This window comes from Microbacterium sp. CH12i, from assembly GCF_000685355.1.
In the GTDB taxonomy this organism is placed as follows: Bacteria; Actinomycetota; Actinomycetes; order Actinomycetales; family Microbacteriaceae; genus Microbacterium.
Genome location: NZ_JHET01000004.1, coordinates 1 through 23,377, shown reverse-complemented (window position 1 = coordinate 23,377; position 23,377 = coordinate 1). Strand labels below are relative to the sequence as shown.

Below are 23,377 nucleotides of genomic sequence, written 5' to 3'. Positions count from 1 at the left end.
TCTCCTACTGACTTGTTCTGAATTACTTCTGGGCGGCTTCGAAGAGCGCGATGACATCGGCCGAGTCATCGGTGATCGTCAGAGACACGACCGGTCGGCCGTGTTCGGCAAGGACTCCTGCGTCGCCGGCGGCTTGAGCCTGGATGAGCTGACCGAATGTGAATGGCCGCTCGGGGATCTCAAGATCCACGTCAGTGCGCTCCAGGATCTGCAGGTATACGCCCTGAGCAGGACCGCCCTTGTGATACTGACCTGTTGAGTGCAGGAAGCGCGGACCCCAGCCGAACGTCGTCGGGCGACCGGAATCGGCCGCGACAAGCTCGCGAAGACCCTGCAACTGAGGCAATTCGAGGCGGTTTACGTACGCCTGGATCGACACATAACCGTCTTCGGGCAGCTCGGCCCATAGAGCATCAAGCACTGCTTCAATGTTGCCTGAGGCTGCGAGTGCGGGATCGGAGACGCGTACCTCGATGCCGTTTTCGACGAATGCCGGGGGAGCCTGCTCTGGGCGGGCATCCAGCAGGGCGCGGGTGGCGACCTTCGCCGATTCGACATCGGGCTGATCGAACGGGTCGATGCCCAGCAGGTAGCCAGCAATTGCCGTCGCATATTCCCAGACGAGCATGTTCGCACCCAGCGAGCCGCTGATGAGGATCTCACCCTGGTGACGCTCGTGCAGGTGGAACTCATTTGCATCCTCAACCAGACGCACGATCTGGAGGTCAGCCGTCAGGCTATCGAGCTCAGGCGAAACCGGGAGCAGGACGACCGGGAGGATGCCGGTACCCTGCTTGCCGGTGGATTCCGCGATGAGCTGCTCGATCCAGTCCGGCAAGCCGTTGATGTGCGTGCCATCTGTGATGAGGCCGAGCTTGTCGCGACGCGGACTTGTCCCGGCAATCGCTGCGCCGAGGCGAAGTGCGGGGTTGTCCGCCGCATCAACCGCGACCTGCAGCATCATCGCTTCTGCTTCGTCGAGGAGCTCAGCGATGTCGACACCAGCAAGCCCTGATGGCACGAGGCCGAACGCTGTCAGCGCGGAGTAACGGCCGCCGACGTTCGGGTCCGCGTTGAACACGCGGTAACCGGCTTCACGTGCCGACACGTCAAGCGGCGATCCGGGGTCGGTGACGACCACGATGCGCTCGGTCGGGTCGATGCCGAGGTCGCGGAACGCGGCCTCGAAAGTGCGACGCTGCGAGTCCGTCTCCACAGTGGATCCGGACTTCGACGAGACGACGAGCACGGTCTCTGCGAGTCCGTCATCCAGCGCAGCGAGCACCTGGCCAGGAGCGGTGGAGTCAAGGATCGTCAGAGCGACGCCAGCCGTCTGCGAGATGACTTCGGGAGCGAGAGAAGACCCTCCCATGCCAGCGAGGACGACGCGGTGGACACCCTTCGCCTTCAGGTCGTCACGCAGCGCGATGATCTCAGCAACCAGCGGGCGCGACACCGAGACGGCGTCTACCCAACCGAGGCGCTTCGCAGCCTCGGCTTCAGCAGCCTCGCCCCAGAGCGTCGAGTCGAACGCGGTGATACGCGAAGCGATGAGATCGCCGACGAGTTGGGGAACAACCTCGTCGATCGCGACCTTCGCCGCGCCAGAGGCGTGGATTGCGAAAGTCATCGCTGAGCCTCAAGGCCCGCGGAGACCTGGGTGAGCAGGTCATGCCAGGAATCGATGAACTTTGCAACGCCCTCGTCCTCAAGCACCTGCGTGACATCAGCGAAGTCGACGCCCACCTCTGCAAGCTCCTCGAAAACGGCACGGGCCTCTTCATAACCACCGGTGATGGTGTCGCCAGTGATAACGCCGTGGTCGAAAGTTGCCTCGAGCGTCTTCTCCGGCATCGTGTTCACGACGCCCTTGGCGACGAGTTCGGTGACGTAGAGGGTGTCGGGAAGAGCGGGGTCCTTGACTCCGGTCGATGCCCAGAGCGGACGCTGCAGGTTTGCACCGGCATCCAGCAGCGCCTTGGCGCGGTCACCGGCGAAGGTCTTCTCGAACAACTCGTAGGCGAGCCGCGCGTTGGCAAGGCCAGCCTTGCTCTTGAGAGCAATTGCGGCGTCTGTGCCGATGGCGGTGAGACGCTTGTCTGTCTCGGTGTCGACACGCGACACGAAGAACGAAGCAACCGACTGGATGGTCGACAGGTCAATGCCTGCGGCCTTCGCCGTCTCGAGCCCCGTGAGGTATGCGTCGATGACATCGGCGTAGCGCTCGAGGCTGAAGATCAGCGTGACGTTGATGCTGATGCCCGCGCCGATTGCCTGGCAATTGCCGGAAGGCCCGCCTTGGTGGCCGGGATCTTCACAAGAAGGTTCGGGCGGTCGACCTTGGCCCACAGCTCCTTGGCCTGAGCGACGGTGCCGTCGGTGTCGTGCGCGAGGTCGGGGGAGACCTCGATCGAGACGCGACCGTCGACGTGGCCTGACGCCTCCCAGACGGGACGGAAGACGTCGAGCGCTGCCGCAACGTCCTGCGTGGTGGCCGCGAACACGGCCTCTTCAGCGGTCGCGCCGGTGGCGGCGAGCTCTGTGACCTGAGCGTCGTAGGAGGTGTCGTTCTTGTCGGTGATCGCGTTCGCGAAGATCGTCGGGTTGGTAGTCACACCGGTGACGTTGCGCGACTCAATCAGCTCGGCGAGGTTGCCCGAGCTGATGCGAGTGCGGGAGAGGTCATCAAGCCAGATGCTGACGCCGGCGTCATGAAGGGATGAGGTGGGGGTGGTCATGCGATCTCCTCGTTGCTCGTCTTTGCTGTCGCTTTCGCGGCGGCGATGGTCTCGCGAGCCGCCTCGACGACGGCCTCGGTAGTGATGCCGAACTTCTGGAACAGGGTCTTGTAGTCGGCTGAAGCACCGAAGTGGTCGATCGCGATCGAGCGGCCCTTGTCTCCGACGATGCCGCGCCAGCTGAGGGCGGAGCCCGCCTCGACCGAGACGCGAGCCGTGACGGCTGCGGGAAGCACAGACTCGCGGTACGCGGCATCCTGCTCGTCGAACCACTCCAGAGACGGAGCAGATACGACGCGGGCGTTGATGCCTTCGGCCGCGAGTGTCTCACGGGCCGAAACAGCAAGCTGCACCTCTGAGCCGGTGGCGATGAAGATGCGTCCGGGGTGCCGTTTGGTGCTTCGGCGAGTACGTAGGCGCCCTTGGTCGCGTTCTCCGCGGCGGCGAACTCGTCGCCGGATGCCGCGCCTTGACCGCGCTCGAACACCGGAATGTTCTGACGGGTCAGCGCGAGGCCAGCCGGACCCTCGTGGCGGCGAAGCAACTCGAGCCAGACGACGGACGTCTCGTTCGCATCTGCCGGGCGTACCAGCGTGAAGTTCGGGATGGCGCGGAGCGTTGCGATCTGCTCGACCGGCTGGTGCGTGGGTCCGTCCTCACCCAGAGCAACGGAGTCGTGTGTCCACACGTAGATGCTCGGGATGCTCATGAGCGCGGCCAGACGAACAGCCGGGCGCATGTAGTCGCTGAAGATAAGGAAGGTGCCGCCGAATGCGCGTGTCGGACCGTGCAGCACGATGCCATTGATGATCGCGCCCATGGCGTGCTCGCGGATGCCGAAGTGCAGCACGCGCCCGTAGGGGTTTCCCGACCATTCGTGGGTAGACCACTCGGTCGGGATGAACGAGGGTGCATTCTTGATCGTTGTGAGGTTCGACTCTGCGAGGTCAGCTGACCCACCCCAGAGTTCGGGGAGCTCAGCGGCGAGAGCGTTGATGACCTGTCCTGAGGCAGCGCGAGTCGAAACATCCTTGCCTGCCTCGAAGACGGGGAGCGCTGCCGCGATGTCGGCGGGGAGCTCCTTTGCCTCGACGCGGTCAAGCAGCGCCTTGCGCTCAGGGTTGGCGGCTGCCCAGGCGTCAAACGACTCCTGCCATGCTGCGCGCTCTTCAGCAGCGCGATCAGCCAGCTCGCGAGTGTGCGAGAGCACATCGTCTGCGACAGCGAAGTGCTGCTCGGGATCAAACCCCAGCACCTTCTTCGTTGCGGCGAGCTCATCGGCGCCGAGAGCGGAGCCGTGAATCTTGCCGGAATTCTGCTTGCCGGGCGAAGGCCAGCCGATGATCGTCTTGAGAATAATGAGCGAGGGCTTGCCTGTTTCGCCCTTGGCAGCTTCGATAGCTGCGAAAAGCTCGGCGACATCCTCGACGTACTCGCCGGTCTTCTTCCAATCGACGGTCTTCACGTGCCAGCCGTACGCTTCGTAGCGCTTGGCGACATCTTCGGTGAAGGCGACGTCGGTGTCATCCTCGATGGAAATCTGGTTCGAGTCGTAGATCGCGATCAGGTTGCCCAGCTGCTGGTGCCCGGCGAGTGAGCTCGCCTCGCTGGTGATGCCCTCCTGAAGATCTCCGTCGCCGGCGATTACGTATACGAAGTGGTCGAACGGGCTCTTGCCAGCCGCGGTCTCAGGGTCGAACAGGCCACGCTCGTAGCGTGCTGCGTAGGCGAAACCGACGGCAGAGGCGAGGCCCTGACCGAGCGGACCGGTCGTGATCTCCACACCCTTGGTGTGTCCGAATTCGGGGTGGCCCGGCGTCTTCGAACCCCAGGTGCGCAATGCCTTGAGGTCGTCGAGCTCGAGACCGAAGCCGCCCAGGTAAAGCTGCACGTACTGGGTGAGGGAGGAGTGTCCGACTGAGAGGATGAAACGGTCACGGCCAAGCCAGTCAACATCGCTCGGGTCATGGCGCAGCACGCGCTGGTAAAGGAGGTATGCGGCGGGAGCGAGACTCATCGCCGTCCCTGGGTGGCCATTGCCGACCTTCTCCACGGCATCCGCCGCAAGAATTCGGGCGGTATCCACCGCACGTCGATCGACCTCAGTCCACTGCAGTTCCGTCACGGTCATGCCCTTTCCAGCGTTTACGAGGGTGCACATATTCCCTAGCGTTTCAGCGTCACCCTCAGGAGCGCAGCGCCGGGGGCGCGAGTGATTTCAGCTTAGCGGGGTGACGAGTGCATGGGAGGAGTCTTACGTCGCGAGACAGGCTGTCGGCTGGGACTAGAATGAGAGGGTTGTCGGAGTGCTCGGAGGAGGCGATCGATATCTCGACCATGTCGCACGCGACGGCGGTGAAGCAACCAATCGGGCAGACGATTAAGGCATATGTCGCACTGACTAAGCCACGCGTTCTCGAGTTGCTTCTCGTCTCCACGGTGCCCGTGATGTTTCTCGCCGAGGGTGGGATGCCGAACCTATGGCTCGTGCTCGCCACGGTGATCGGCGGCTCAATGAGTGCCGGTTCTGCGGCGTCGTTCAACATGTACCTGGACCGGGACATGGATGCGCACATGCACCGCACCGAGAACCGTCCTCTCGTCACCGGTCAGATAACTCCGCGTGCCGCACTGATCTTCTCGTGGGTGCTCGCAGTAGCATCCACCGTCTGGCTGTTGCTGACGACGAACTGGCTGACCGCTGCACTGTCGGTTGCAGCGATTTTCTTCTATGTGGTCATCTACACGATGATCCTCAAGCGCCGCACCGAGCAGAACATCATCTGGGGTGGTATCGCAGGATGCTTCCCCGTGGTCATCGGCTGGTCGGCCGTCACTGGCGACGTCGCGTGGCCCGCCATCATCCTGTTCGCCTTGATCTTCTTGTGGACGCCGGCACACTACTGGCCGCTGTCGATGAAGTATCGCGACGACTACGAGGGTGCCGATGTGCCGATGCTCGGCGTCACGCGCAACGCCTCGCAGGTCGGCCTTCAGGTAATTCTCTACGCGTGGGCGACGGTCGCTTGCTCACTGCTGCTCATCCCGGTCGCTGGCATGGGCCTGGTGTACTCAGTTTCGGCAGTGGTGTTCGGGGGCTGGTTCGTCTACGAGTCACACCGGCTCTACAGCCAGGCCGTGCGCGGATCCAACCCCCGTCCGATGCGTGTGTTCCACGCATCGATCACCTACCTGACGTTGCTGTTCGTCGCCGTTGCGATCGATCCGCTGCTGCCGTTCTGATCCTCAACCTCAGAATCTTCTTCGGTCGCGTCGACGAGTTCGGTCTCTGGCTCAATTTCAGTCGCTGACCCCTCGACAGGCCCAGGGGCCGAAGCGGTCGAAGTGTCCGGAGCGGTCCAGTCGATCGGTTCGACGACGACAGGATTCGGCGCGGGGATCAGGCTCTTCACCGCGCCGATCGCGAGCGTAAGCAATACGCCAAGGACACCAGCGCCTAGAAGGGCTGCGCCGCCGGTGATCCATGCTTGGCCGACGTAAACTTCCACGTTCGTAGCAGTGCCGTCCAGCAACGTCTTCTGCATTGTCGAGATGTTGTCCCAGACCAGAAATCCTCCGACCGCTGCAGATACAAGGGACAGGACCAAGAGCAGCCAGTAAGGGATGCTGCGTGTAAGTGACATGTTCTTCATAGCTGCCACGCTCGCGGAACTTCTGATGCGTGCGCTATGTGGGAGTGATGCGCCGGCTGTGCGACATCCGACGTCAGCGGGCTTCTACCGGCTTCTTCAAATGCAGCACCATGACGGTGTAGGCCGCCGCGGAAAGCGACGCGAGCACCATGTGAATGCCGACGAGCAGTTCGGGGAGTCCCTCACGGGCCTGCCAGATGCCGACACCGATCTGGACGATGATCGCCGCAACCAGCACCAGCATCCAACGACGGATGTCGAGTTTCAGCGTCCATGCCGCGATCGTGAGAATCAAGACGAGTCCGCCGAGGATGTAGCCGGGCCACGAGTGCACGTGCGCGAGAATCGTCGCGTCGAAGCCATCGCGGATGACATTCACATCACCCGAGTGCGGCCCAGAGCCTGTGGTGAGAACTCCGAAGAAGATTGTCACCGCCAGTGCGAGGCCTGTGACGTGCGAGGTGATCGCGAACCACAGCGGAACAGTGCGCACCCGCGGACCCGGCGTTTCGCGCATCCGCACCAGGAAAGCTGCCGTCACGCACACGAGTAGCAACGACGACACGTAGTGGAAGCCCACGATGAGAGGGTTCAGTCCGGTGAGCACGGTGATGCCGCCGACAAACGCCTGCGCGATCACTCCGATGAGCACAATCCACGCAAGTGCGCCGAGATCGCGACGCTCTGGCGTAATCCGCAGCGAATGGACCGCGCCGGCGATCGTCACCAGGAGTAGTCCGAGCGAGAAGAACGGGAAGGGCGGCACCCCGACCAGCATCGCGACGACGTAGCAGGCGATGCCCGCGACAATACCGCCCAGTGCAAACCACAACGCAGCGAACAGCGAACGTCGCCCGCCGATCGCCTTCAGCGTGAGCAAGAGAACCGCGATGGCAACGATTCCGACGAGACCGGTCATGGTGCGATTGCCGAACTCGATGATGCCGTGGATGCCCTGTTCTGCCGTCGGCACCAGCGACTCAGCAGTGCAAAGTGGCCACTCCGAGCATCCAAGACCCGAACCGGTCAGGCGCACCGCGCCACCCGTGCCGATGATGATGACTTCGGAAATGAATGACAGCCACGCCAGGACACGCAATGGCCGTCCGAGGGAGTGGATCGACCAGCGCTGATCGCCGTTGCGGGCAGCAGAGTCGGTGGGCGTGACGGTCGCGGACATGGGGCCTCCGGTTCGCGCCCGCTCTCGGGCGCGGCCCGGAAGTCAGGGGGAACCTGTAGAATCGGATTGTTGCGATGCGTGCGCTTTACGCGAGACGCATCATCAACAGTTTAGGCGCGAAGAATGCGTCTGTGATGAGGCCCACCAGCGACACCCACCTCGACTACTCGGCGAGGCTATGGCGTGTCGGGGCGGCTGATACCGTTGCGGCCCAACAAGGAGAGTGTGATGTCGGATGTTCTGATCGACCGCCCGGAGCTCGATGGTCTGGGGGTGTACGAGTTCGGCTGGCACGACGGTGATACCGCAGGTGCGAGCGCGAAACGCGGCATCTCTGAAGCCGTCGTTCGCGATATCTCGGCACTGAAAAGCGAACCCGAATGGATGCTGAAAAACCGCCTCAAGGGGTACCAGCTCTTCGGCCGCAAGCCCATGCCGACCTGGGGTGCAGACCTCAGCGGCATCGACTTCGAAAACATCAAATACTTCGTCCGCTCTACGGAGAAGCAGGCCCAGTCCTGGGAAGATCTCCCTGCAGAGATCCGCGACACCTACGAGAAGCTCGGCATTCCTGAGGCAGAGCGCCAGCGCCTCGTCGCTGGAGTTGCCGCGCAGTACGAGTCTGAGGTCGTCTACCACCAGATCCGCGAGGACCTGGAGCAGCAGGGCGTCATCTTCATGGACACCGACACGGCGCTGCGCGAGCACCCCGAGTCTTCGAAGAGTACTTCGGTACGGTCATCCCCGCCGGTGACAACAAATTTGCTGCCCTCAACACTGCCGTCTGGTCTGGCGGCTCATTCGTCTACGTCCCCAAGGGCGTGCACGTCGAGATTCCGTTGCAGGCATACTTCCGCATCAACACGGAGAACATGGGTCAGTTCGAGCGAACGCTAATCATTGCCGACGAAGACAGCTACATCCACTACATCGAGGGATGCACCGCCCCGATCTACAAGTCGGACTCGCTGCACTCGGCCTTGTCGAGATCATCGTGAAGAAGAACGCCCGCGTTCGCTACACGACGATCCAGAACTGGTCGAACAACGTGTACAACCTCGTTACCAAGCGCGCCGTCGCCCACGAAGGCGCGACGATGGAATGGGTCGATGGCAACATCGGCTCCAAGGTGACGATGAAGTACCCGTCGATCTACCTCATGGGCGAGCACGCCAAGGGCGAGACCCTGTCGGTCGCATTCGCTGGCCCCGGTCAGCACCAGGATGCCGGCGCAAAGATGGTGCACATGGCACCGTACACGCAGTCGTCGATCGTCTCGAAGTCGATCGCTCGCGGAGGTGGCCGTTCCGCTTACCGTGGTGAGGTGCGGGTCGATCCGGCAGCACACCACTCGTCAAACTCCGTCATCTGTGATGCGTTGCTGGTCGACACGAAGTCCCGATCAGATACGTACCCATCGATCGACATCCGTGTCGATGACGTGCAACTCGGTCACGAGGCGACCGTTTCGAAGGTCAGCGAAGAGCAGCTCTTCTACCTGATGAGCCGGGGTATGGAAGAGACCGCAGCGATGTCCATGATCGTTCGTGGATTCATCGAGCCGATCGCACGCGAACTGCCGATGGAATACGCGATGGAACTTAACAAGCTCATTGAAATGGGCATGGAAGGAAGTGTCGGATGACCTTCCCTCTGACGATGGATGGAGTGTCGGCTGAATGACGGCCTCGACGACCGCGCCTGCACAGGCGCAGCACACGAACGCGCACATCGACCCGGCAGCTCAGGTGTCTGACGCTGGATTTGTTCCAGTTCAGACCCGCTCTGAGCGTCCGCGTTCCTTCGAACCCAGCGACTTCGGTACCCCCAGCGGGCGCGAAGTGAACTGGATGCACACACCGGTCGCGCGACTCTCGCCTCTCTTCGAGGTCGCTTCACCGAATGACGGGGTTACTTACGACGTCGTCTCGGGAGAAGAGTTCTTCGCCGCCGTGCTCCCGGTCGGAACCGCGCCGCGAGGCGAGTTCTTCCTTCCCGAAGACATCACTGCAGCGGTTGCCTGGCAGGGCTCCCCTGAGGCGATGCACGTCCGGATTCCGCGTGAGCAAGAGGTGGCAGAGCCGATCGTCTTGACCGTCACCGGTCAGGGGGCGGCTCTTCGCGCCGATGCACACATAGTCATTGAAGCGCTGGAGAACAGTGTCGCCACTGTCGTACTGCGCCACTCCGGTAGTGCGCAGTACACGCAGAACCTAGAGATCATCGCGCGGGCAGGTTCTAAGCTCACCGTGATCAGCGTGCAGCAGTGGGAAGACGATGCTGTTCATGCGTCCGCTCACCAGGCGCGCGTCGACAGCAATGCGACCTTCAAGCACTTCATCGTCAGTTTCGGGGGCGGTCTCGTTCGCATCAACCCGAACGTCGAGCTTTCCGGTGCAGGTTCAGAGGGCTACCTCTACGGACTGTCTTACGCAGATGCCGGACAGCATCTCGAGAGCCAGGTCTACCTGCACCACAAGGGTGCGCACACGATCGGTGACGTGCTCTACAAGGGCGCGTTGCAGGGTGAGCGCGCGCACAGTGTGTGGATCGGTGACGTGCTGATCGGCGCGCATGCCGATGGCACCAGCTCTTACGAGGCGAACCGCAACCTGGTGCTCACTGAGGGTGCTCGTGCTGAATCGATCCCGAACCTCGAGATCCAAACCGGCAACATCCTTGGCGCAGGTCACGCCAGCGCGACAGGTCGTTTCGACGACGAGCAGCTGTTCTACCTGCAGTCGCGCGGTATCTCTGAAGAAGAGGCACGTCGACTCGTCGTCCTCGGCTTCCTCACGGACATCGTGTTGCGTCTCGGCATCCCGTCGCTGGAAAGCGAACTGCTCGCGGCAATCGACATCGAGATCGCGGAGGTTGACGTATGAGTGCTCAGCGCGCCTGTGGTCTGAGCGACCTCGAGCAGGACATGCCCCTGCGCGTTGATATCGACGGTGTCCCGATGGCTGTTGTCCTCGATTCCGCTGGTGAGGTGCACGCTATCGGCGACACCTGCACCCATGGCGAGATCTCATTGTCCGAAGGGTTCGTCGAGGGCGACACGCTGGAATGCTGGGCCCACGGCTCACAGTTCTCGCTGCGCACCGGCATCCCCCAAAATCTCCCCGCATATGAGCCCGTCCCGGTCTACGTCGTCCAGATTGACGGCGACGACGTGCTCATTGATCCCACTGTGACGAAGGAAGTCTGAATGTCTGTTCTCGAGATCCGCGACCTGCACGTGACGGTCGATACTGAGGCGGGGACGACCCCGATCCTCAACGGAATCAACCTCACCATGAGCACAGGTGAGACCCACGCGATCATGGGCCCGAACGGCTCCGGCAAGTCGACGCTGGCGTACACGATCGCTGGCCACCCGAAGTACAAGGTCACCGGCGGTACTATCACGTTCGATGGCGAGGACGTCCTTGCGATGACGGTCGACGAGCGCGCCCGCGCTGGTCTGTTCCTCGCGATGCAGTACCCGGTGGAGATCCCCGGTGTCACTGTGACGAACTTCCTGCGCACGGCGAAGACCGCACTGGACGGCGAAGCACCTTCGATCCGCACCTGGACCAAGGACGTCAAATCGGCCATGGGCAACCTCCGCATGGACCCGAAGTTCGCGCAGCGCAACGTCAACGAAGGATTCTCTGGTGGCGAGAAGAAGCGCCACGAGATCCTTCAGCTCGAGGTCCTCAAGCCGAAGTTCGCGATCCTCGACGAGACCGACTCTGGCCTCGACGTCGACGCGCTCAAGATCGTCTCAGAGGGCGTGAACCGCGCCAAGGAGTCCACCGGCCTCGGCGTGCTGCTCATCACGCACTACACCCGCATCCTCCGCTACATCCGCCCAGACTTCGTGCACGTCGTTGTCGCTGGCAAGATTGTCGAAGAGGGTGGCCCAGAGCTCGCTGACCGGCTTGAGGACGAGGGCTACGACCGCTTCCTCGACCCTTCTGCCCCGATCCAGGCGTAGGCTGAGGCCATGACCGCGACTCTTGCTCCTGAGAAGTACGACGAGGTCACCGAGGCGCTCAAAGACGTCATGGATCCCGAACTGGGGATCAACGTCGTCGACCTCGGTCTCATCTACGATCTTGGCTGGGATGACGAGAACGATGCTCTCGTCATCCACATGACATTGACTAGTGCAGGGTGCCCGCTCACGGACGTGCTCGAAGAGCAGACAGCAGAAGCACTGGACTCGGTCGTTGACCGGTTCCGCATCAACTGGGTGTGGATGCCGCCGTGGGGTCCCGAGAAGATCACCGACGACGGGCGCGACATGATGCGCGCGCTCGGCTTCGCTATCTGAGCCTGACGTGGCTGCGGTGACGCCCGTGCGGGCACTGCCGCTGGAGATGCTTCGTGAGCGCACCAGCGAGAAGTGGCGAGAGTATCCCGACGACGTGTTGCCGCTGTTCGTCGCGGAGACGGACTTCGCTCTGGCTCCCACCATCGCAGCGGCGTTGGAGCGCGCCATCCGCGTCGGTGACACAGGTTATGTCGCGTCGCGGACGCCGCTCGCCGAGGCGTTCGTCGGTTTCGCTGAGCGTCGGTTCGGCTGGAGCGTCGATGCCGCGCGGATTCGATCAACTGCTGACGTCAGCATGGGCATCGTGGAAATCCTCCGTCGAGTGACGACGCCGGGCGAACGGGTGATCGTCACTCCACCGGTCTACCCGCCGTTCTTCGAGCTTGTTGAAGAGGCCGGAGCCGTCATAGAGCGGGTCCCACTGCGCGACACCGGAACAGGGTGGGAGCTGGACCTCGACGGCATCCGCGCAGCCCTCGAAGCCGGCGCGCGCGCCATTCTGCTCTGCAACCCGCACAATCCGACCGGAACAGTGCACAACGCGGCATCCCTCACGGCTTTGGCAGAGCTTGCGGCCGTGCACGGTGCTGCTGTCATCTCCGATGAGATTCACGCACCTCTCGCGCAGCCCGAAGCGGGTTTCACGCCTTTTCTTTCGGTGTCGGATGCCGCGCGGAAGGTCGGTTACGCCGTCGTCAGCGCGAGCAAGGCCTTCAACCTCGCGGGTCTCAAGTGCGCCCTGATGGTGACGGCCGACGACGAAACGACGCGCGTGGTGCGCAGTATGCCGGTCGAGGTGGAATGGCGGACCGGTCAATTCGGTCTTCTGGCTGCCGTTGCCGCGTTCTCCCCGGAGAGCGATCCCTGGCTGGACGGACTGCTCGTCACGCTCGACGAGAACCGCAGGCTGCTGGCCGAACTGCTTTCCACGCACCTTCCAGCTGCGCGATATCGAATGCCGGATGCCGGATACCTGGCTTGGATCGATCTCACCGGTCTCGGGTGGGGAGACAATCCCTCGAAGCGGATCCTCCGCGAAGCGAAGGTCGCGCTGCACTTCGGACCGGCCTTCGGCGCCGAGGCGCGGGCCATGTACGGCTGAACTTCGGGACGAGCCCGGAGATCATTACCGAGGCCATCACCCGCATCGCTGCGCTCAACGCCTAACTCGCGCCGCGGCAGGGTCGCCAGCGCTCAGACTCGGGCACGGTGCGGAAGCGCAATGAGTTCACGCGTCCTGCCTGCGTGTGCGAGTCGCAGCGCCAGCACGAGCATCAGCACGGCGCCGCAGGCGGTCAGAGGGCTGGTTCCCCACACGAGCAGGGTGACGACGGCAACCATCCCCGCGAAGACGGCAACAGATACTCTGCGGAGTGACGCGGGAATTACCGGCGCTGGCAGCTCATTGATGATGTCCACGCCCTGAACGTACGTTTCAGTGCGGGGCCGGCACATCACTCTGCGGTATCGACCACGTCATACCTCAGAGGTGTCTTCTCAGCCCGGCGTACAGCGTCGGAAGACGTTCAGAATGGCGACGTATACTGAGTGGTTGGCCCTTCGGCCGCTCATCCCTCTGACGAAACGGACCATTTCTGTGCTTGCCGTGCACGACCTTGAGATTCGCGTGGGCGCCCGCCTCCTGATGGAGAACGTGTCGTTCCGTGTGGGCGACGGCGACAAGATCGGTCTGGTCGGCCGTAACGGCGCCGGCAAGACGACACTGACCAAGGTGCTCGCCGGCGACGAAGTGCCGTCCGGCGGTCGTCTAGATCGCAGCGGCGAGATCGGCTACCTGCCGCAGGACCCACGAACCGGTAACCCCGAAGACCTCGCGCGCACCCGCATCCTCGATGCTCGTGGCCTCGGCCAGCTGCACATCAACATGACTGCGGCGTCGATGGCGATGGGTGATTCTGACCCCAAGGTCGCTGAGAAGGCGATGCGCCGCTACGGCAACCTGATGGAGCGATTTGAAGCACTCGGCGGTTACGCAGCCGAGGCTGAGGCCGGATCGATCGCGAACAATCTCTCCCTGCCCGATCGGATCCTCGACCAGCCGCTGTCGACGCTCTCGGGCGGACAGCGCCGCCGCATCGAACTCGCCCGCATTCTCTTCTCGGATGCCGAGACGATGATCCTCGATGAGCCGACCAACCACCTCGACGCAGACAGCGTCGTGTGGCTGCGCGAGTTCCTGAAGAACTACAAGGGCGGACTCATCGTGATCAGTCACGATGTGGAGCTCGTGGGGGAGACCGTCAACCGTGTCTTCTACCTCGACGCAAACCGTCAGCACATCGACATCTACAACATGAACTGGAAGAACTACCTGCGTCAGCGGGTAGCGGACGAAGAGCGTCGCAAGAAAGAGCGCGCGAACGCCGAGAAGAAGGCGACGACTCTGCAGTTGCAGGCCGCCCGCTTCGGCGCGAAGGCCTCAAAGGCCGCGGCCGCCCACCAGATGGTCGCACGTGCTGAGAAGCTGCTCGCAGGTCTGGATGCTGTCCGCCAGGAAGATCGCGTCGCAAAGCTGCGGTTCCCGAAGCCTGCAGCGTGCGGCAAGACACCGATTTTCGCCACCGGGCTGTCGAAGTCGTACGGGTCGCTGGAGATCTTCACCGACGTCGACCTTGCGATCGACCGCGGCTCGAAGGTCGTCATCCTCGGCCTCAACGGTGCGGGAAAGACAACTCTGCTGCGGATGCTCGCCGGAGTCGACAAGGGAGACACCGGAAAGATCGAGCACGGCCACGGCCTGAAGATCGGGTACTACGCCCAGGAGCACGAAAACCTGGACGTCGACCGCTCAGTGCTGCAGAACATGGTCTCGGCTGCTCCGCACATCACCGAGATGGAAGCGCGTCGCGTGCTGGGTTCGTTCCTGTTCACCGGCGACGACGTGCTGAAGCCTGCTGGTGTTTTGTCCGGTGGGGAGAAGACCCGTCTGTCGCTCGCGACTCTCGTCGTGTCATCCGCGAACCTGCTGCTGCTCGATGAGCCCACGAACAACCTCGATCCCGCGTCGCGTGAAGAGATCCTTGACGCGCTTGCGCACTATGAAGGTGCCGTCGTCCTGGTCTCGCACGACCCGGGTGCGGTGCAGTCGCTCAACCCCGAGCGCGTACTGATCCTCCCGGACGGCGTAGAGGACATCTGGAGCCAGGAGTACCAGGACCTCATCGAGCTCGCCTAGCTTCACGCTGCTGTTAGCGTCGAAGCATGGTGGATCAGCAGCTGGCGAAGTCGTTTGAGAACATCGGTGCCGACTATGACCGGTACCGGCCAGGATTTCCGGATGCCGCTGCTGAAGTGATCGTTCCGGAACAGGTCAGCACAGCGCTTGACCTCGGTGCAGGCACTGGCAAGTTCACCGAACTGCTGCTCGACCGCGCCGACCGCGTGATCGCCGTCGAGCCGTCCGACGCGATGCTCGACGTACTTCGGGCGAAACTTCCTGCTGTCGAGGCTTACCTCGGCGGTGCTGAGGATATTCCACTCGCAGATGCCACGGTCGATGCCGTCGCCGTAGCGCAGGCGTTCCACTGGTTTGACCGCGAGCCTGCATGCGCCGAGATTCGCCGGGTTCTAGTTCCCGGTGGCACGCTCGGCCTGCTCTGGAATCACTCCGACCCGGATTGTGCCTGGGACCGTGCGTGCCACCGCATCGCGCACCCCGCAGTAGCGGACACCGACACCACAACGGAATCTGCGGCGGAGGAGTTGCCCGGATTCGTGTTCGTCGGGCGGGCAGAGATCCTCTGGAGCGAACAGATAACGCGCGCCGACTACATCGGCCGCTGGCTTACAGTGAGCAGCTTTCTTGTTGCTGACGACGCAACTCGGGCACGCATGGTCGCCGAAATCGACGCCATCCTTGATGCCGATCCGGCGACCAAGGGCCAGTCGCGGTTCGTGCTGCCCATGATCACCGAAGTATTCGTCTACCGAGCCGCGCGCTAAAGCATCCGCTCGACGCGACCGCTGATCTCGAAGACAGCTCCGAACGGATGCCGTAGCGCTAGCGCCTGCGCAGCATCCAGCCCACGCAGCTCGGCGCGTAGCATCCGTCCGATCATCTCGTGCGCGACCAAGAGCGGGGCGCCATCTGCTGCCCATCCGCAACTTGATAGTGCGCGGCGGGCGCGCCCGCGCGCCTGTGCATAGCTCTCGCCGCCGGGGAATGCCCAGCCGTACGGTTCTCTGCGCGCGCTTCCCGCGCGCCCGGAAATGCCGTCTCAATCTCTGAACGCGTCATGCCGGCCATCTCTCCGTGGTGCACGTCGGCAAGCTCAGGCACTTCAACAAGATCGGCACCGAGGCGTTCAGCGATGACGACGGCGGTGCGCAGGGCACGTCCACTCGGACTAGAGCACACGGTGCGGATGCCCAGCAGTGCAAGCCTCTCAGCGGTCGAACAGACCTGCGCGAGACCCTCCCGCGTCAGCGGTGCGTCGAGCTGCCCCTGCAACCGACCCTCGACGTTCCACGTGGTCTGGCCATGCCGAACGACGTATGCCTGCTGCGGCACATGACGATCCTCCGGCATCATGCCCTCAGACTGGCATACCCGAGCGCTGAACCGGAGCGATTATTTGACTCCGAGGAATGAACGGTCGGTGAGGATGATCGGTCCGTCCTGGGTGATCGCGATGGTGTGCTCGGAGTGAGAGCCTCGAGAGCCGTCTGCGCTGCGCAGCGTCCAGCCATCCGGGTCGGTGATGAGCTCGTCGGTGGTGGCGAGGAACCACGGCTCTAGTGCCAGCACGAGACCTGCGCGCAGCGGGAAGCCGCGGTTGGGACGGCCGTCGTTCGCCACGTGCGGGTCGCCGTGCATGGTGCGTCCAACGCCGTGTCCGCCGAAGTCGGTGTTGATCGAGTAACCCTCGCCATGCGCGACAGCCGCGATCGCTGCAGAAATGTCGCCGATGCGATTGTCGACCGTAGCTGCGCTGATCGCAGCATCCAGTGCTCGTTCACTTGTGTCGATCAGTCGGAGGTCCTCTTCGCGCGGCGTCCCGACGATGAACGACACCGCCGAGTCCGCGACCCAGCCGTCAACGGAGACCGCGAAGTCGAGGGTCACGAGGTCCCCGTCGCGCAGTGTGTACTCGTGGGGGAGTCCATGAAGGACCGCGTCGTTGACCGAGGTGCAGATGACCTTGCCGAACGGGCTCGCGCCGAACGAGGGGTGATAGTCGATGTAGCAGGACTCGGCGCCGGCCTTGCGGATCATGTCGTGAGCCCGGCGGTCGATCGCGAGCAGGTTGGTGCCGACCTTCGTCTCGTCGCGCAGGGTCGCCAGCGTCTCGGCGACGAATCGTCCGGCCGCTCGCATCTCTTCGATCTCGGCGGGGGTGCGCAATTCGATCATGGTGTTCCTCTCGTCCTCTCTATTCTCTCCGATGCGCGCTGTCCATGCTCACAGCGAACACTCGCCACCGGCACAGGGCGACGTCGTACGATCTGAGCATGTGGTTGCGCAGTGCGTTCTATCGCTGGTTGATGCCGGCAGCATTCCTCCTGCCCCTATGGCTTCTGATCGGCTGGGGAATCTTCAACGCCGGTGGCTGGGCGTTCCTCTGGGTGCTGTTCATCGCGATCCCCTCGGTGTTTCTTGGGCAGTTGCTGCTCACGCTACTGGTGCGCGCCCGGCCTTCAGCGCGGGAGACGCGCATGGTTTCATGGTGGGATGTCCTCGGTTTCACCGTGTGGCACGGCCTGACGATTGCGGTCGGATGCTACCCGCAGACGTGGTTCCCGCTGCTGCTGACCGGTGCGATTGTCGTGGCTGTGGCGATGTTCTGGCTGATGCTGTGGCAGCTGTGGAGCGAGGCACGTGGTGCTCGCGAGAGCATCCGGATTATGACCTCGCCACCGGTGGATGCAGCAGGTGAAGCGCCGCGTCGTGCACCTGCCGAAAGCGAAGTGTTCGTGATTCAGGAAAACCCGACCGCCGAGCGCTGAAGCCGCTTTTGGAGACCTGCCAGATTCATGGCAGAATAGTTCTTTGTGCCGTTACCGGCTCTGCCTCAGGGGAGTCCGCGGTCGCATCATGCGCCGTCAAGCACACACTTCACGTATTCCTTCCATCCCATGTATCCGACCTGTGGCGGGTGCAGAGAGAGACGAACATGCACATTCTGGACGCCGTCGACGCGGCTTCGCTTCGGTCCGACATTCCCGAATTCCGCCCTGGTGACAACGTCAAGGTGCACGTAAACATTACTGAGGGCACTCGCTCTCGTATCCAGGTTTTCCAGGGCGTCGTCCTCGGCCGCCAGGGTGACGGCGTGCGCGAGACCTTCACCGTCCGCAAGATCAGCTTCCAGGTGGGCGTCGAGCGTACGTTCCCGGTGCACAGCCCGGTCATCGACCACATCGAGGTCGTTACCCGCGGTGACGTGCGTCGCGCGAAGCTGTACTACCTTCGCGAACTGCGCGGCAAGAAGGCCAAGATCAAGGAGAAGCGCGACAACTGATCGCAGCTTCGAACAAGCACCCCGGGACACAGCGTCTCGGGGTGCTTTGTTTTGTCTGGAGTGTGCGAACCTTGAGGGTGCCGTCAGAACTCGGCGTGAATACCTCGTGAAGGAATGCGATGACGATTGAGTCCGCCCCCGATGTCCCACCAAAGCGACGTCGCGGATTCTTGGTATTTCTGCGCGATGTGCTCATCATCATCGTTATCGCGGCGCTTGTGTCGTTCTTGGTGAAGACATTCGTCGTTCGCTCTTTTTATATCCCTTCCGCATCGATGGAGCGCACGCTTCTCGTCAACGACCGCATCCTCGTTGACGAGCTCACACCGCGTTGGGCCGACTATGCGCGCGGCGACATCGTCGTGTTCGAAGATCCGGGCGGTTGGTTGCCGCCGCACGTGCAGAAGCCCGCGGGCCCGCCGTTGCTCGAAGCGATCGACTCGGTGCTCACACTCATCGGAATCTCGTCGTCTGACAGTGAGGATCATCTCGTCAAGCGTCTGATCGGCCTGCCGGGCGATCACGTCGTGTGCTGCAATGCGCTCGGCCAGATCGAAATCAACGGTGCTCCGATCGATGAGCTCTCGTACCTGAACCTGCCTGAGGGCGACACGGCGGCCTCTAATGAGCCCTTCGATGTCACAGTGCCAGAGGGATCGCTCTGGGTACTCGGCGACAACCGCGACCGATCACAAGATGCGCGCGCGCACCAAGATCTTCCCAGCGGAGGGTTCGTCCCGATCGACAACGTCGTCGGCAAAGCCTTCCTGATGACCTGGCCGCTGAACCGCATCGGCACAATCGATGGGCATCACGATATCTTCAACGGCGTCCCGGATCCCGCCAAATGACGGTCGCCGCTCCCACCCTCACACTTGAGCGCAAACTGCTCGCCGAGTATGACCTGGTCATCTCGCTCGATGAGGTCGGGCGCGGTGCGCTTGCGGGACCTGTTGCGGTAGGAGCAGCGGTGATGGATGCCACGGGTGCCAGGCGCCGGGTTCCCGAAGGGCTTCGCGATTCAAAGCTTGTTACCGAGAAGCGTCGTCCTGATGTCGCTGCCCGTGCAGCGGCATGGGTGCAAGCATCCGGTGTCGGCTGGGCGACCGCAGCCGAGGTCGACGCCGTGGGCGTCATTCACGCACTCGGACTTGCAGCATCCCGCGCGATTGATGCCGTGGTCGCGCAGGGGGCATCGCTCAACGGTGCGCTGGTGATCCTGGACGGGAACTACGACTACGTGTCGCGCGTGCACGCGGCTCCGATGCAGGTGCGCTCAGTGATCAAAGGCGACCGCGACTGTGCATCGGTGTCAGCGGCGTCGGTGATCGCGAAGGTCGCACGCGACACGCACATGGTCGAGTTGCACAACGATCACCCGTCATATCGATGGAACCGAAACAAGGGATACGCGAGTCTCGAACACCGGGCGGCGATCAGCGCTGAGGGCCTCTCGCCGTTCCACCGTGCTTCGTGGGCCATCGCCGATGCCCCCAGCCTGTTTTGAACTCGTAGGATGGACTCATCATGGACGAAGAGGCATTCGACGATTACGACCGCGAGCTTGAGCTGGCGCTGTTCCGCGAGTATCGCGACGTTGTGGGGCAGTTTCAATACGTTGTAGAGACCGAACGTCGGTTCTATCTCGCGAACGAGGTGAACGTCGTTCGTCGAGATACCGAGCACGACTTCTACTTCGAGATCTCGATGACCGATGTCTGGGTCTGGGATATCTATCGCGCCGATCGCTTCGTCAAGGGCGTGCGTGTGCTCACGTTCAAGGACGTCAACGTCGAAGAGTTGCAGCGCCGCGAGTTCGAGCTCCCTGAGGAGCTGTCGCTCGACGGTAAGTGACTCGGTCTCCACGGCAGCCTCTTTCTTAAGCTGTGTGCACGGATCGCGTGAAACCGGCATTCGCCGGATGTGCTGCTCAATCATGCTGTCGGAATGGCAGCCAAAGATGATCTCGGACGAGCGGGTGAAGACCGCGCCGCACACCACCTGACGACTCACGGATATCGGGTTCTCGACCGCAACTGGCGGTGCGTGCAGGGCGAGATCGACATCGTCGCAGAGCACCAGGACGTGCTGTGCATCGTCGAGGTGAAAACCCGGCGCAGCGATGGCTTCGGTCACCCTTTCGACGCGGTCGACGAACGTAAACGTCAGCGGCTGTGGCGACTCGCTTATGCGTGGGTCAAAGAGCACCCTGAGGTGGGCAGGCATCGGATGCTACGCCTCGAGCTCATCGGGATCATCGGCGCTGAGCCCGCAGTGGGAGCGCTTGAGCATCTGGTGGACCTACGATGAGAACCGCACGGACGTGGGCCGTGGCCCTGACCGGGGTAGATGGGCATCTGGTTGAGATCGAGGCCGACGTGTCGAATCAGACGCCGGGGTTCAAGATCGTCGGCCTCCCAGACAAAGCGCTCGGAGAGGCAGCGCAGCGTGTGCACAATGCTGTGACGAACGCCCACCTTGAGCTGACTCGACGCCGACTGACAGTGAACCTGTCGCCCGCGAGCTTGCCAAAGCACGGCAGCGGATTTGATCTGGGCATTGCGATCTCGGCCGTTGCCACAGGCGGAGTGCTGGATGCTGCGTCGATCTCGCGGACCGTGCACATCGGCGAGCTCGGACTCGACGGACGCGTTCGTCCGGTGCCAGGGGTGCTTCCGGCCGTGTATGCCGCGGCGCGTGCCGGGTTTGACCGTGTGATCGTGCCGCACGCGAACGAGACCGAAGCGCGGCTCGTGCCAGGGATGCAGGTTCGGGCGGCGACCACGCTTGCAGAAGTTGCGATGTGGCATGGCGCAGACATCGCAGTCGCCGACGTAGAACCTGTCGCGGCAGCGATCCCGATCGAGTCTGAACGCGACGTTCTCGATCTTGCCGATGTTGTGGGGCAGGAAGAAGCCGTCGAGGCACTGATCGTTGCAGCCGCTGGCGGGCATCACCTGTTGATGAGTGGTCCACCAGGGGCGGGTAAAACCATGCTTGCGCGTCGACTCCCCGGCATCCTCCCGGCGCTGAACGAAGAAGCGGCGCTCGAGGTCGCGGCGATCCGCTCGCTCTCTGGAGCTGCTGTCAACGTGCTCGACGATCTGCCGCCGATGGAAGCTCCGCACCACAGTGCGTCAGTGGCGGCGCTGGTCGGCGGCGGGTCGCGCGCCGCACGGCCCGGAGCGATCGTGCGGGCCCATCGCGGCGTGCTCTTTCTCGACGAAGCGGCGGAGTTTTCTCGTGTAGCGCTCGATGCCCTGCGCCAGCCTCTCGAATCGGGGAGCATCGAGATCGATCGGTCCGGATTCCGGGCCCGGTTTCCTGCCCGTTTCCAGTTGGCACTCGCAACGAATCCATGCCCTTGTGGCAATTACGGCGTGCGCGGCGCGGAGTGCATCTGCCCGCCCATCGCGATTCGCCGCTATTCGGCGCGACTTTCCGGACCTTTGCGAGATCGCATCGACATTGATCTTCAGGTCGCCCGTGTTGCGGCTTCCCGTGCGACCTCGTCCGAGCGCTCCGGACTGACGACCGGCCAAGCGAGACAGCGAGTAGAAGCAGCACGAGAGCGTGCGGCGCACCGATGGGCAGGGACACCCTGGAGCATCAATGCCGAGGTCGCTGGGTCATGGCTTCGTCAGGGCGATGTACGCCTTCCGCTTGAGGTGCGCTCAACGCTTGACCGTGCCCTCGAACGAGGGCAGCTGACCTTGCGCGGCTATGACCGCGTGTTGCGTCTGGCCTGGACCATGGCCGACCTCGCTGGCGTTGACAAGCCGGGGCGCGACGAGCTCGGGCGAGCGCTGTTTCTGAAGAGAGGACTGATCGCATGATGGATGCGTTGCTCGGTGATGCCGAGGTCCGCGAGGCGGTGCGCCGGTTTCGACCGAACAGTGACGCCACCGAAGCCTTGGCGCGAGTGGCCTGGAGTGTCGTCGCGGAACCAGGCGATGGTGTGTCCGGCGCGTTGATCCGGCAGCTTGGCGCCGCCGATGCACTGCGGTTCGCGTTGGCGCCGGACGACCTGGTGACATGGGGCCTCGACGCTGTCGGCGAAGTCACGGCACGTACGAATCGCACGTTGCAAGAGGGGCGCCGGCGGTGGACACCGCGAGCGGACGTACGGTCGGTGCGTGACGCCCTGCGCGGAGCTCATGAGGTCTCGGCACGTCTGGTGATCCCGGGAGACGCCGAATGGCCGGAGGCACTCGACGATCTCGCTGAGCACGCGCCGTTGCTTCTGTGGGCGCGGGGGGATGCCCGTCACCTCGCAGCAGAAGAGCGCTATTGGTAACTCGCGGTGTTGCGATTGGCGGTATTGCGAGTCTGAGATGCGTCGATCGCTTCTCCGAGAGCGGCGTGTCGGAGCATGGTCGGATTTGCCTCCTCGGCGCTTCGATCACCCGCTCGCAGGCCGAGGTGGTCGACCCTGTTTCCGTGTTTACACGTATCTGCAGATCTGATCCGGGTTGCAGGTGTCCGGTTCGGGGTGCGCTGCGTTGTCTCGGAGATCGACGATGGTGTCGCGCAGCGCGGAGAGTTGCGCGATCTGCAGTTCGATGTCGCTCAGGCGGGTGTCGAGAAGGTCGCGCACGTGCTCGCACGGCGCGCGGCCGTGGTCGCGAATCTCCACGATCTGACGGATCTGCGCGAGGGTGAGGCCCGCCGCCTGGCCGCGGTGGATGAAGTCGATCCGTGCGGCGGCGTCCGGCGCGTAGTCGCGGTACCCGGACGGTGTCCGTTCGGCCAGGGGCAGTAGTCCCTGGTCCTCGTAGAACCTCAGCGTCTTCGCCGTGGTGCCTGCCTGCTCGGCGAGTTCTCCGATCCGCATCGCTGTCTCCCTCTGCTCGGCGCGCCGCGCTTGACCTTCCCCTGTACTGGAAGGTCCAGTATGGCTGAGACGGAGCAGGAATCCAAGTGTTGACAGGAGCAGCGATGCCTACGAAGTACGACCTCGCCATCATCGGATCGGGCGGTGGCGCGTTCGCCGCAGCCATCCGCGC

22 protein-coding genes and 4 pseudogenes are annotated in these 23,377 nt (G+C 63.1%); 17 read left to right on the top strand and 9 right to left on the bottom strand.

Annotated features, from left to right (window positions below; translation table 11 throughout):
• Positions 1-22 precede the first annotated feature (22 nt).
• The 3 genes and pseudogenes from DC31_RS05135 to tkt all read right to left on the bottom strand — a co-directional run bounded on the left by DC31_RS05135 (position 23) and on the right by tkt (position 4,869).
• Positions 23-1,630, bottom strand: coding sequence for a hypothetical protein (locus DC31_RS05135; RefSeq protein WP_036277811.1), 1,608 nt, complete (start codon positions 1,628-1,630; stop codon positions 23-25).
• A pseudogene (tal, locus tag DC31_RS05130) lies at positions 1,627-2,738 on the bottom strand (transaldolase). The gene DC31_RS05135 and the pseudogene tal overlap by 4 nt, the downstream one beginning before the upstream one ends.
• Positions 2,735-4,869 (bottom strand): annotated as a pseudogene (gene tkt / locus DC31_RS05125) (transketolase). The pseudogenes tal and tkt overlap by 4 nt, the downstream one beginning before the upstream one ends.
• 206 nt (positions 4,870-5,075) lie before the next feature.
• On the opposite strand from tkt, the gene DC31_RS05120 reads away from it, so the two are divergent.
• On the top strand, positions 5,076-5,981 hold the full coding sequence (locus DC31_RS05120; RefSeq protein WP_036278256.1) for a heme o synthase: 906 nt from the start codon (positions 5,076-5,078) through the stop codon (positions 5,979-5,981).
• On the opposite strand, the gene DC31_RS16870 is transcribed toward DC31_RS05120, so the two are convergent.
• Positions 5,927-6,391, bottom strand: coding sequence for a hypothetical protein (locus tag DC31_RS16870; RefSeq protein ID WP_051606443.1), 465 nt, complete (start codon positions 6,389-6,391; stop codon positions 5,927-5,929). The two genes, DC31_RS05120 and DC31_RS16870, sit on opposite strands and share 55 nt — an antisense overlap.
• 73 nt (positions 6,392-6,464) lie before the next feature.
• Positions 6,465-7,571 carry a COX15/CtaA family protein gene (locus DC31_RS05110; RefSeq protein ID WP_081813731.1) on the bottom strand — a complete coding sequence of 369 codons (1,107 nt, stop codon included), beginning with the start codon at positions 7,569-7,571 and terminating at the stop codon, positions 6,465-6,467.
• A 228-nt stretch (positions 7,572-7,799) separates the two neighbouring features.
• Between DC31_RS05110 and sufB the strand changes: the two are divergent.
• The 6 genes and pseudogenes from sufB to DC31_RS05080 all read left to right on the top strand — a co-directional run bounded on the left by sufB (position 7,800) and on the right by DC31_RS05080 (position 12,991).
• Positions 7,800-9,216, top strand: a pseudogene (gene sufB / locus DC31_RS05105) (Fe-S cluster assembly protein SufB).
• A 34-nt stretch (positions 9,217-9,250) separates the two neighbouring features.
• Entirely contained in the window at positions 9,251-10,456 is a 1,206-nt protein-coding gene (gene sufD / locus DC31_RS05100) for a Fe-S cluster assembly protein SufD (RefSeq protein WP_036277808.1), read from the top strand.
• A complete protein-coding gene (locus DC31_RS05095) occupies positions 10,453-10,779 on the top strand; it encodes a non-heme iron oxygenase ferredoxin subunit (RefSeq protein ID WP_036277806.1) in 327 nt (108 codons plus the stop codon). Before sufD ends, DC31_RS05095 begins: the two co-directional genes overlap by 4 nt.
• Complete coding sequence (gene sufC / locus DC31_RS05090) at positions 10,780-11,550, top strand: Fe-S cluster assembly ATPase SufC (RefSeq protein ID WP_036277803.1); 771 nt, start codon at positions 10,780-10,782, stop codon at positions 11,548-11,550.
• Positions 11,551-11,559: 9 nt separating this feature from the next.
• Positions 11,560-11,889: a metal-sulfur cluster assembly factor gene (locus tag DC31_RS05085; RefSeq protein ID WP_036277800.1), complete on the top strand. Its 330-nt coding sequence runs from the start codon at positions 11,560-11,562 to the stop codon at positions 11,887-11,889.
• A 7-nt stretch (positions 11,890-11,896) separates the two neighbouring features.
• Positions 11,897-12,991, top strand: coding sequence for a MalY/PatB family protein (locus DC31_RS05080; RefSeq protein ID WP_327036815.1), 1,095 nt, complete (start codon positions 11,897-11,899; stop codon positions 12,989-12,991).
• A gap of 92 nt (positions 12,992-13,083) precedes the next feature.
• On the opposite strand, the gene DC31_RS05075 is transcribed toward DC31_RS05080, so the two are convergent.
• Entirely contained in the window at positions 13,084-13,308 is a 225-nt protein-coding gene (locus tag DC31_RS05075; RefSeq protein ID WP_036277797.1) for a hypothetical protein, read from the bottom strand.
• Positions 13,309-13,486: 178 nt separating this feature from the next.
• Between DC31_RS05075 and DC31_RS05070 the strand changes: the two genes are divergently transcribed.
• Both DC31_RS05070 and DC31_RS16865 read left to right on the top strand, forming a co-directional pair.
• Positions 13,487-15,085: an ABC-F family ATP-binding cassette domain-containing protein gene (locus DC31_RS05070; RefSeq protein ID WP_036278248.1), complete on the top strand. Its 1,599-nt coding sequence runs from the start codon at positions 13,487-13,489 to the stop codon at positions 15,083-15,085.
• Between the two features lie 26 nt (positions 15,086-15,111).
• Positions 15,112-15,852, top strand: a complete 741-nt coding sequence (locus DC31_RS16865) for a class I SAM-dependent methyltransferase (protein ID WP_051606441.1) — start codon at positions 15,112-15,114, stop codon at positions 15,850-15,852.
• Here the strand turns inward: DC31_RS16865 and DC31_RS20465 are convergent.
• A pseudogene (locus DC31_RS20465) lies at positions 15,849-16,438 on the bottom strand (histidine phosphatase family protein). The gene DC31_RS16865 and the pseudogene DC31_RS20465 overlap by 4 nt on opposite strands.
• A gap of 42 nt (positions 16,439-16,480) precedes the next feature.
• The gene (gene map / locus DC31_RS05055) at positions 16,481-17,263 is read right to left on the bottom strand and encodes a type I methionyl aminopeptidase (RefSeq protein WP_036277795.1); all 783 of its coding nucleotides are present in this window, start codon (positions 17,261-17,263) and stop codon (positions 16,481-16,483) included.
• A 98-nt stretch (positions 17,264-17,361) separates the two neighbouring features.
• Between map and DC31_RS05050 the strand changes: the two genes are divergently transcribed.
• The 8 genes from DC31_RS05050 to DC31_RS05015 all read left to right on the top strand — a co-directional run bounded on the left by DC31_RS05050 (position 17,362) and on the right by DC31_RS05015 (position 22,668).
• Complete coding sequence (locus DC31_RS05050; RefSeq protein ID WP_036277792.1) at positions 17,362-17,856, top strand: hypothetical protein; 495 nt, start codon at positions 17,362-17,364, stop codon at positions 17,854-17,856.
• Positions 17,857-18,023: 167 nt separating this feature from the next.
• Complete coding sequence (gene rplS, locus DC31_RS05045; protein ID WP_036277789.1) at positions 18,024-18,371, top strand: 50S ribosomal protein L19; 348 nt, start codon at positions 18,024-18,026, stop codon at positions 18,369-18,371.
• A 119-nt stretch (positions 18,372-18,490) separates the two neighbouring features.
• Positions 18,491-19,222, top strand: a complete 732-nt coding sequence (gene lepB / locus DC31_RS05040) for a signal peptidase I (protein WP_036277786.1) — start codon at positions 18,491-18,493, stop codon at positions 19,220-19,222.
• A complete protein-coding gene (locus DC31_RS05035; RefSeq protein ID WP_036277784.1) occupies positions 19,219-19,878 on the top strand; it encodes a ribonuclease HII in 660 nt (219 codons plus the stop codon). Before lepB ends, DC31_RS05035 begins: the two co-directional genes overlap by 4 nt.
• Positions 19,879-19,898: 20 nt before the next feature.
• Positions 19,899-20,225: a DUF2469 family protein gene (locus DC31_RS05030; protein ID WP_036277781.1), complete on the top strand. Its 327-nt coding sequence runs from the start codon at positions 19,899-19,901 to the stop codon at positions 20,223-20,225.
• 93 nt (positions 20,226-20,318) lie between these two features.
• Positions 20,319-20,681, top strand: a complete 363-nt coding sequence (locus DC31_RS05025) for a YraN family protein (RefSeq protein ID WP_036278242.1) — start codon at positions 20,319-20,321, stop codon at positions 20,679-20,681.
• A complete protein-coding gene (locus tag DC31_RS05020) occupies positions 20,678-22,207 on the top strand; it encodes a YifB family Mg chelatase-like AAA ATPase (RefSeq protein ID WP_036277779.1) in 1,530 nt (509 codons plus the stop codon). The genes DC31_RS05025 and DC31_RS05020 overlap by 4 nt, the downstream gene beginning before the upstream one ends.
• Positions 22,204-22,668 (top strand): hypothetical protein, encoded by a 465-nt coding sequence (locus tag DC31_RS05015; protein ID WP_152545346.1) that lies wholly within the window; start codon positions 22,204-22,206, stop codon positions 22,666-22,668. The genes DC31_RS05020 and DC31_RS05015 overlap by 4 nt, the downstream gene beginning before the upstream one ends.
• Before the next feature lie 147 nt (positions 22,669-22,815).
• On the opposite strand, the gene DC31_RS05010 is transcribed toward DC31_RS05015, so the two are convergent.
• The gene (locus tag DC31_RS05010) at positions 22,816-23,205 is read right to left on the bottom strand and encodes a heavy metal-responsive transcriptional regulator (RefSeq protein ID WP_036275658.1); all 390 of its coding nucleotides are present in this window, start codon (positions 23,203-23,205) and stop codon (positions 22,816-22,818) included.
• Positions 23,206-23,377: the final 172 nt, after the last annotated feature.